The 808-nt window shown below is 69.6% G+C and carries 1 protein-coding gene; it reads right to left on the bottom strand.

What is annotated here, in order from left to right:
* Positions 1-808: RHS repeat protein (locus tag ACX12L_RS22975; protein ID WP_459264578.1), on the bottom strand; the 808-nt coding region annotated here is incomplete at both ends.

Raw genomic sequence — 808 nt, forward strand, 5'->3', positions numbered from 1 at the left:
ATCGGATCGGTCTGCAGGAACCGCCCCAGGCGGGGATCGTAGAAGCGGGCCTTGTAGTGGTAGAGGCCCAGATCGCCCATGAACTGCTGGCCCGTGTACCTGAAGCGCTGGCCCGCCGTGGTGTTGGGCTCGCCGTACGGCCCGTAGCCGTAGAGCGCCGTGCCCGCGCCCGTGGCGTCCGCCGTGGCCACGATGGAGCCCAGGTGGTCCGCATACAGCCAGCTCTTGTTGGCCGTGGTGACGCCGGTGTAGGCCACGATGGGCTCGTCGACACCCGGCCCGTGCACCCATCGGCCCTGCATGGCACCGCCCGCGTCGTACTCGGCCACCAGGGCCACCCCGTCGTAGGCCTTGTCCAGCGTGGCGCCCGCCACCACGCTCTGGCGCAGCCGCCCTTCAGCGTCGTAGGAGAGCGTGGCGCTGGTGCCGGCCTTGCTGGCGCTCCTGAGCCGGTTGTTCTCGTCATAGCCGTAGGTCCAGGTGCCGTCGCCCGTCAGGTTGCCGTTGGCGTCGTGCGTGAGCGTTGCGCCGGCGGCGGCCGTGTACTGGTTCAGCCCGTTGGCGCTGTAGCTGCGGGTGCCATTGGTGGCGTTGCCCGGCACGCCCGCCCATTGGTACAGGTCGTTGCTCCAGCTGTGCGTGGCGATCTCGCGTGCCTGGTTGCGCGTGTAGCCGTAGGTCTGGTCGTGCGCGGTGCCCGCCAGGTTGTGCGCCAGGCTGGAGAGATTCGCCTGGGTGTCATAGCCGTAGCTGGTGCTGGTGCCGTTGCCCAGCGTCACCGTGGTGCGCCGGCTCAGGTCGTCGTAGG

It is taken from the genome of Alicycliphilus sp. T452 (assembly GCF_054512775.1).